At 70.7% G+C, this 7,444-nt stretch carries 9 protein-coding genes and 1 pseudogene; 1 reads left to right on the forward strand and 9 read right to left on the reverse strand.

From position 1 onward, the window contains the following. The 5 genes and pseudogenes from CCN44_RS46155 to pyrR all read right to left on the reverse strand — a co-directional run. Nucleotides 1–116 (reverse strand): annotated as a pseudogene (locus CCN44_RS46155) (carbamoyl phosphate synthase small subunit); the annotation flags it as partial. Continuing rightward, nucleotides 113–673 carry a PH-like domain-containing protein gene (locus CCN44_RS13430; protein WP_086697778.1) on the reverse strand — a complete coding sequence of 187 codons (561 nt, stop codon included), beginning with the start codon at nucleotides 671–673 and terminating at the stop codon, nucleotides 113–115. The pseudogene CCN44_RS46155 and the gene CCN44_RS13430, both read right to left, overlap by 4 nt. Then, a complete protein-coding gene (locus tag CCN44_RS13435; protein WP_059248226.1) occupies nucleotides 670–1,956 on the reverse strand; it encodes a dihydroorotase in 1,287 nt (428 codons plus the stop codon). The genes CCN44_RS13430 and CCN44_RS13435 overlap by 4 nt, the downstream gene beginning before the upstream one ends. A 5-nt stretch (nucleotides 1,957–1,961) precedes the next feature. Then, nucleotides 1,962–2,942, reverse strand: coding sequence for an aspartate carbamoyltransferase catalytic subunit (locus CCN44_RS13440; protein WP_059248227.1), 981 nt, complete (start codon nucleotides 2,940–2,942; stop codon nucleotides 1,962–1,964). 91 nt (nucleotides 2,943–3,033) lie between these two features. After that, nucleotides 3,034–3,612, reverse strand: coding sequence for a bifunctional pyr operon transcriptional regulator/uracil phosphoribosyltransferase PyrR (gene pyrR / locus CCN44_RS13445; RefSeq protein ID WP_059248228.1), 579 nt, complete (start codon nucleotides 3,610–3,612; stop codon nucleotides 3,034–3,036). Nucleotides 3,613–3,886: 274 nt separating this feature from the next. Here pyrR and bldD point away from each other — a divergent pair, with 274 nt between their 5' ends. After that, the gene (gene bldD, locus CCN44_RS13450; protein ID WP_014671524.1) at nucleotides 3,887–4,390 is read left to right on the forward strand and encodes a transcriptional regulator BldD; all 504 of its coding nucleotides are present in this window, start codon (nucleotides 3,887–3,889) and stop codon (nucleotides 4,388–4,390) included. A gap of 214 nt (nucleotides 4,391–4,604) precedes the next feature. Here bldD and nusB read toward each other — a convergent pair whose 3' ends face one another. The 4 genes from nusB to CCN44_RS13470 form a co-directional block, all read right to left on the reverse strand. Continuing rightward, nucleotides 4,605–5,033 (reverse strand): transcription antitermination factor NusB, encoded by a 429-nt coding sequence (gene nusB, locus CCN44_RS13455; protein WP_059248229.1) that lies wholly within the window; start codon nucleotides 5,031–5,033, stop codon nucleotides 4,605–4,607. A gap of 2 nt (nucleotides 5,034–5,035) precedes the next feature. Further along, nucleotides 5,036–5,602 carry an elongation factor P gene (gene efp, locus CCN44_RS13460; RefSeq protein ID WP_059248230.1) on the reverse strand — a complete coding sequence of 189 codons (567 nt, stop codon included), beginning with the start codon at nucleotides 5,600–5,602 and terminating at the stop codon, nucleotides 5,036–5,038. A 47-nt stretch (nucleotides 5,603–5,649) separates the two neighbouring features. Further along, on the reverse strand, nucleotides 5,650–6,756 hold the full coding sequence (locus tag CCN44_RS13465) for an aminopeptidase P family protein (protein WP_059248231.1): 1,107 nt from the start codon (nucleotides 6,754–6,756) through the stop codon (nucleotides 5,650–5,652). A 159-nt stretch (nucleotides 6,757–6,915) separates the two neighbouring features. Next, a partial coding sequence (locus tag CCN44_RS13470; RefSeq protein WP_086697779.1) for an ATP-binding protein occupies nucleotides 6,916–7,444 on the reverse strand: 529 nt, incomplete at its 5' end.

Raw genomic sequence — 7,444 nt, forward strand, 5'->3', positions numbered from 1 at the left:
ACGGCCTCGCCGAAGGTCTCCCCCACGGCCCCGTAGGCGCGACCGCGGAAGATGCGGCCGTCCTCCAGGACGAGTACGGCGGGAACCCTGGCGGTTCCCCTGGTGGAGGTCGTCATCGTGCGCCTTCCGTGTCGTTGATCATCTGGTTCAGGGTGTCGACCCACTCGTTGTGCTCGGCCGCGTGGTCGGAGCGGAAGCCGGAGTCGATCAGCTTGTCGCCGTGTGCCCAGGTCACCACCAGCAGTCCGCCCTCGGTGAGGACCTTGCCGGCGATGCCCTTGTCCAGGCGGGCGCCGCGCAGTGCGGCCGTGGGGACGAAGAAGTCGGCCGCTCCGGGGCGCTCGACCTCCAGGCCCGCGTCGGTCAGGGTGAGCTGGGCCCGGCTGCGGGTGCCCAGGCCGTGGGCCACGATGCGGTCCAGCCACTGCCCGGCGGTGGTGGAGCCGTGGTAGCGGCCGCTCATGCTCAGTCTGGCCGGGCCGGTCTCCTCCGGCGCGCTGGGCAGCGCGGGCAGGTCGCTCTGGAGGGTGCCGCGCCACTTCCAGCCCTCGCGCATCAGCCAGTAGACGAGCGCGATGAAGAGGGCCAGTCCGACGAGCCAGCCGATACGGGCCGGCCAGTCGGTGACGTCGGCCGACCGCTGGGCCTCGGCCAGCAGGATTACAGGTGTCACGTGAGCTTCCCGTCGACGAGCGTGGCCTTGCCCCGCAGCCACGTGTGCGTCACACGGCCCGGCAGCTCACGACCCACGTACGGGGTGTTGCGGCTGCGCGAGGCGAAGCCCGCGGGGTCCACCTGGCCACGGTATGCCGTGTCGACCAGGGTGAGGTTGGCGGGCTCACCAGCCGAGACGGGACGGCCGTGGCCGGTGGCCTGTCCGATCTGCGCGGGCTTGAAGGACATCCGGTCGGCGACGCCGGCCCAGTCCAGCAGGCCCGTGTCGACCATGGTCTCCTGCACCACCGACAACGCGGTCTCCAGGCCGACCATGCCCATGGCGGCGGCGGCCCACTCGCAGTCCTTGTCCTCGTGCGGGTGCGGCGCGTGGTCGGTGGCGACGATGTCGATCGTGCCGTCGGCGAGCGCCTCGCGCAGGGCCATGACGTCGCGCTCGGTGCGCAGCGGCGGGTTGACCTTGTACACGGGGTTGTAGGTGCGGACCAGCTCGTCGGTGAGGAGGAGGTGGTGCGGGGTGACCTCGGCGGTGACCTGGATGCCGCGGGACTTGGCCCAGCGGACGATCTCGACGGAGCCGGCGGTCGACAGGTGGCAGATGTGGACGCGGGATCCGACGTGGTCGGCGAGCAGCACATCGCGCGCGATGATCGACTCCTCGGCGACCGCCGGCCAGCCGCCCAGGCCCAGCTCGGCGGAGACGACACCCTCGTTCATCTGGGCGCCCTCGGTCAGCCGCGGCTCCTGCGCGTGCTGGGCGACGACCCCGCCGAAGGCCTTCACGTACTCCAGCGCGCGGCGCATGATCACGGCGTCGTCCACGCACTTGCCGTCGTCGGAGAAGACGGTGACGCCGGCGGCGGACTCGTGCATGGCACCCAGCTCGGCGAGCTTCTTGCCCTCCAGGCCGACGGTGACGGCGCCGATGGGCTGGACGTCGCAGTAGCCGTGCTCCTGGCCGAGCCGCCAGACCTGCTCGACCACACCGGCGGTGTCGGCGACCGGGAAGGTGTTGGCCATGGCGAAGACGGCCGTGTAGCCGCCGCTCGCCGCGGCGCGGGTGCCGGTGAGGACGGTCTCGGAGTCCTCGCGGCCCGGCTCGCGCAGGTGGGTGTGCAGGTCGACCAGGCCCGGCAGCAGCACCTTGCCGTCGGCCTCGACCACGTCGGCGCCCTCGGCGGACAGCCCGGTGCCCACCTCCGCGACGGTCTCGCCGTCGATCAGGACGTCCTGCGGCGCACCGCCGAGCACCTTCGCACCACGGATCAGGATCTTGCTCATGGTTCTTACTTCTCCTCGTTGGTGCGGGCGTGGGTGAGGGCGGGCTCGTTGCCGCCGAGCAGCAGGTAGAGGACGGCCATCCGGATGGAGACGCCGTTGGCGACCTGCTCGACGGCGGTGCAGCGGTCGGAGTCGGCGACCTCGGCGGTGATCTCCATGCCGCGGACCATCGGGCCGGGGTGCATCACGATGGCGTGCTCGGGCAGCTTGGCCATGCGGTCGCCGTCGAGGCCGTAGCGGCGGGAGTACTCGCGCTCGGTGGGGAAGAAGGCCGCGTTCATGCGCTCGCGCTGCACGCGGAGCATCATCACGGCGTCGCACTTGGGCAGCGCGCTGTCGAGGTCGTACGAGATCGCGCACGGCCAGGAGTCGACGCCGACCGGCACCAGCGTGGGCGGGGCGACCAGGGTGACCTCGGCGCCGAGGGTGTGCAGCAGGTCGACGTTGGAGCGGGCGACCCGGCTGTGCAGGACGTCGCCGACGATGGTGATCCGCTTGCCGGACAGGTCCTGGCCGAGCCCGGCGTCGCGGCCGATCAGCCGGCGTCGCATGGTGAAGGCGTCCAGCAGGGCCTGGGTGGGGTGCTGGTGGGTGCCGTCGCCGGCGTTGACGACGGCGGCGTCGATCCAGCCGGAGTTGGCGAGGCGGTACGGGGCTCCGGAGGCGCCGTGCCGGATGACCACGGCGTCGACGCCCATGGCCTCCAGGGTTTGGGCGGTGTCCTTCAGGGACTCGCCCTTGGACACCGACGACCCCTTGGCGGAGAAGTTGATGACGTCCGCGGACAGCCGCTTCTCGGCGGCCTCGAAGGAGATACGCGTGCGCGTGGAGTCCTCGAAGAAGAGGTTGACGATCGTCCGGCCGCGCAGGGTCGGCAGCTTCTTGATCGGCCGGTCGGCGACCCGGGCCATCTCCTCGGCGGTGTCGAGGATCAGGACGGCGTCGTCGCGGGTGAGGTCGGCGGCCGAGATGAGATGACGCAGCATCTGTCAGGCTCCGTAAGGAAGTTCATTCAGGAGATTCGGGGCAAACCGACGCGCATGTGGGCATGCCGAAGCAGCCCGGGCGTCTGGGTTGCTACTGGCCGGCCTTCACACCGAGCAGCACGGTGTCGCGACCGTCCTCCTCGGCGAGCTGGACCTTGACCGTCTCCCGCAGCGACGTGGGGAGGTTCTTGCCGACGTAGTCGGCGCGGATGGGCAGTTCGCGGTGGCCGCGGTCGACCAGGACCGCGAGCTGCACCGCGCGGGGGCGCCCGATGTCGTTCAGGGCGTCGAGGGCGGCACGGATCGTGCGCCCGGAGAAGAGCACGTCGTCGACGAGGACCACCAGCCGGCCGTCGATGCCGTCACCGGGGATCTCCGTGCGGGCCAGCGCGCGCGGCGGGTGCATGCGCAGGTCGTCGCGGTACATCGTGATGTCGAGGGAGCCGACCGGGATCTTGCGGTCGGTGATCTGCTCCAGCTTGGCGGCGAGCCGCTGGGCGAGGAAGACGCCCCGGGTCGGAATGCCGAGGAGCACCACGTCGTCGGCGCCCTTGGCGCGTTCGACGATCTCGTGGGCGATACGGGTCAGCACCCGCGCGATGTCGGGGCCCTCGAGAACGGGCCGCGCATCGGACGCTTGCGGACGCGCAGGCGTGTCGTGCTTGTCCATACGAAACGGACCTCCTTCTCCGCCTCACGGGACGGACCTTAAAGGACGTCGGAATTGCGCCATCCACCGTAGCAGGTCACGGGACCGGCCCGTGCCACCCCCCGGTCACTCCCTTGTCACCCGGTTGGCTCAATCGGCCGCCACTACCACGGAAGAGTCGGTGTGGACCATTCGGCTTGACGCAGAAGAGTCACGCTGCGTAACCTCACAGTGAGTTACCAGCCGCGCGGCGGGAAGACAGCCGGCCGCGTCGACACAGTGTCCGGGGAGCTATATGTCCAGCGAATACGCCAAACAGCTCGGGGCCAAGCTCCGGGCCATCCGCACCCAGCAGGGCCTTTCCCTCCACGGTGTCGAGGAGAAGTCCCAGGGGCGCTGGAAGGCCGTGGTGGTCGGTTCGTACGAGCGCGGCGACCGTGCCGTGACCGTGCAGCGACTCGCCGAGCTGGCCGATTTCTATGGCGTTCCGGTGCAGGAGCTCCTGCCGGGCACCACGCCGGGCGGCGCCGCCGAGCCGCCGCCGAAGCTGGTCCTGGACCTGGAGCGGCTGGCCACCGTGCCGGCCGAGAAGGCGGGCCCCCTGCAGCGCTACGCGGCGACGATCCAGTCCCAGCGCGGTGACTACAACGGCAAGGTGCTCTCCATCCGCCAGGACGACCTGCGCACACTCGCCGTCATCTACGACCAGTCCCCCTCGGTGCTCACCGAGCAGCTGATCAGCTGGGGTGTGCTGGACGCGGACGCGCGCCGCGCGGTCGCCACGCACGAAGAGGCGTGAGCGCCTGCGACGCCTGAGCAGAAACGTGCCGCCGGGGTGGCCGGAACTTTGCGGTTCCGGCCACCCCGGCGGCGTTTTCACGACTGCTCGGGCCGTCCCCGGGCGGCAGGGCGGCGCACATGCCGAAAGGGGCGCGGGGACCGCGTGAGCAGCCTCGGTGGACCCGTGGGTCACCGGGCTGCCGCAGTCCCACGGCGCCCCTTGTCGCTGTCGGCTAAGCGCGTCGCAGTGACGGCTTCAGCTCCTTCAGGCGGCCCAGCAGGCCGTTGACGAAGGAGGGCGACTCATCGGTCGAGAACTCCTTCGCCAGCTGGACCATCTCGTCCAGGACGACGGCGTCCGGGGTCTCGTCCACCCAGATCAGCTCGTACGCGCCCAGCCGCAGGATGTTGCGGTCGACCACCGGCATGCGGTCGAGCGTCCAGCCCACCGCGTACTGGGCGATCAGCTCGTCGATGCGCTTCGCGTGTTCCGCGTAGCCCTCGACCAGCTGCATCGTGTACTCGCTGACCGGCGGCTGCCGGGTGTCGGACCGGGAGAGCCGGATCCAGTCCGCGAGGACCGTCAGGACGTCGGCGCCGCGCTGGTCGCCCTCGAAGAGGATCTGGAAGGCGCGCTTGCGGGCCGTGTTGCGGGCAGCCACGGTTAGCTGTTCACCCGGCCGAGGTAGTCGCTGGTGCGGGTGTCGACCTTGATCTTCTCACCGGTGGTGATGAAGAGGGGCACCTGGATCTGGTGGCCGGTCTCCAGCTTGGCGGGCTTGGTGCCACCGGTGGAGCGGTCGCCCTGGACGCCCGGCTCGGTCTCGGCGACGGTCAGCTCGACGGCGGCCGGCAGCTCCACGAAGAGCACCTCGCCCTCGTGCTGGGCGACGGTGGCCTTGAAGCCCTCGATGAGGAAGTTGGCGGCGTCGCCGACGACCTTGCGCTCGACCATGAGCTGGTCGTACGTCTCCATGTCCATGAAGACGAAGTAGTCGCCGTCCATGTACGAGAACTCCATGTCGCGCTTGTCGACAGTGGCCGTCTCGACCTTGACGCCGGCGTTGAAGGTCTTGTCGACGACCTTCCCGGAGAGCACGTTCTTGAGCTTGGTGCGCACGAAGGCCGGGCCCTTGCCGGGCTTGACGTGCTGGAACTCGACGACGGACCAGAGCTGGCCGCCTTCGAGCTTGAGCACCATGCCGTTCTTGAGGTCGTTCGTGGAAGCCACGGTTGCGGAATCTCCTGGACTGACGTGGACGACCCCGGGGCACGCACCTATAGCGCGAGCAGCTCCTTGGTCGTGATGGTGAGTAGCTCGGGTCCGCCGTCCGCCTCGGGGCGTACGACGAGCGTGTCATCGATCCGGACACCGCCCCGGCCCGGGAGGTGGACCCCCGGTTCGACGGTGACCGGCACGCAAGCGTCCAGTTTACCCATGGCTGAGGGAGCCAACTGCGGGTCCTCGTCGATTTCGAGTCCGACACCGTGGCCGGTCAGCGGTGGGAGGGCTTCCGCATAGCCCGCGGAGTCCAGCACCTGGCGTGCCGCGCGGTCCACATCACGGTAGGCGGCACCGGGTGCCAGGGACTCGCGGCCGGCGCGCTGGGCCGAGAAGACAAGGTCGTACAGCTCGATCTGCCAGTCGGCGGGCGAGGTGCCGATGACGAAGGTGCGGCCGATCTCGCACCGGTAGCCGCGGTAGGTGGCGCCCAGGCAGACGGAGAGGAAGTCGCCCTCCTCCACGCGCCGGTCGGTGGGGCGGTGGCCGCGGCGGCCGGCGTGCGGTCCGGTGGCCACCGAGGTGGGGAAGGCCGGTCCGTCGGCGCCGTGGTCGACCAGGCGCCGCTCCAGTTCCAGGGCGAGGTGCCGTTCGGTGCGGCCGACCAGGATGGACTCCAGCAGTTCGCCGAGTGCCTGGTCGGCGATCTCGGCGCCGATGCGGAGGCAGGAGATCTCCTCCTCGTCCTTGACCACGCGGAGCTGCTCCACGGCAGTGGCGAGGTCGGTGAGGCGGAGCTTGGGGGCGACGGAGGCGATGGCCCGGTGCCGGGTGACGGTGAGGTGGTGTTCCTCCACGGCGAGGCTGTCGGCCTCCTGGGCCACGGCCAGGCCGGCCGCGGCGACCGCGGTGTCGCCTCCGGGCGACGGGAGGACGTGCAGGCGCAGGTTCTCGTCCGGCCGGCCCTCGTGGGGGCGGTCGTCCGGCGGGCCGGCGCACACCAGGACGTCCTCGCGTCTGCCCAGCAGCAGGACGGAGCCCCGCGGGGACGCGGCGGCAAGGTAGCGGACGTTGGCCGGACGGGTGACGAGCGCTGCCGCGGTGCCGGCCGCGTTGACGTATTCCCTCAGCCGGGATCGGCGGTTCGCGTACACCTCTGACATGAGATGAGCGTAGGAGTTTTGCGCCGATTGTGCCGATTGGGAGGGCCGAGTGGGGTGCGGGGCAGGTGAGAGGGTGTGCTGTTCCGTGCCGAGTGCGGGTGCGCTGTGGCTTGTCGCGCCGTTCCCCGCGCCCCCTCGGTGGGCCCGGGCGCCCTCTGCTCACCAGCTCGGTGGGCTTGCGATCGCTCGGGCCAGGACCTCGTCCAGGACCCTCGCCGTGGCCGGGATGTCCAGCTGGGAGTTGTCGATGATCGGCAGGCCCGAGCCGTACCAGCCGGCCATGCGGCCGTGGATGCGGGCCACCTCCTCGTCGGTGAGGCGGCGGTTGCCGGTGCGTTCGGCGTTGCGCTCCAGGACGATGTCCAGGCCCGGGAGGAGGACCACCGGCAGCAGGCCGGGGCCCACGTGCCGCTTCCAGCCGCCGAGGCCCACGACCGGGCGGTCCGGGAAGACGGCGTCGTCCAGGATGCAGGAGATGCCGTTGGCGAGGAAGTTGCGGGCGGCGAAGCCGCAGGTGCGGCGGGCCAGGCGGTACTGGGCCTCGGAGTTGTCGTTCCAGCCGGACTGCGGGTCGGCGAAGCCCGAGCGGACCCATTCGCGGACGTCGTCCAGGCTGATGTGGGCCGTGGGGACGCGGCGGTGGTCCGCCCAGTACTTGGCGACGCTGGTCTTGCCCGCGCCGGCCGGG

Source organism: Streptomyces tricolor (assembly GCF_002155905.1).
GTDB classification, from domain to species: domain Bacteria; phylum Actinomycetota; class Actinomycetes; order Streptomycetales; family Streptomycetaceae; genus Streptomyces; species Streptomyces tricolor.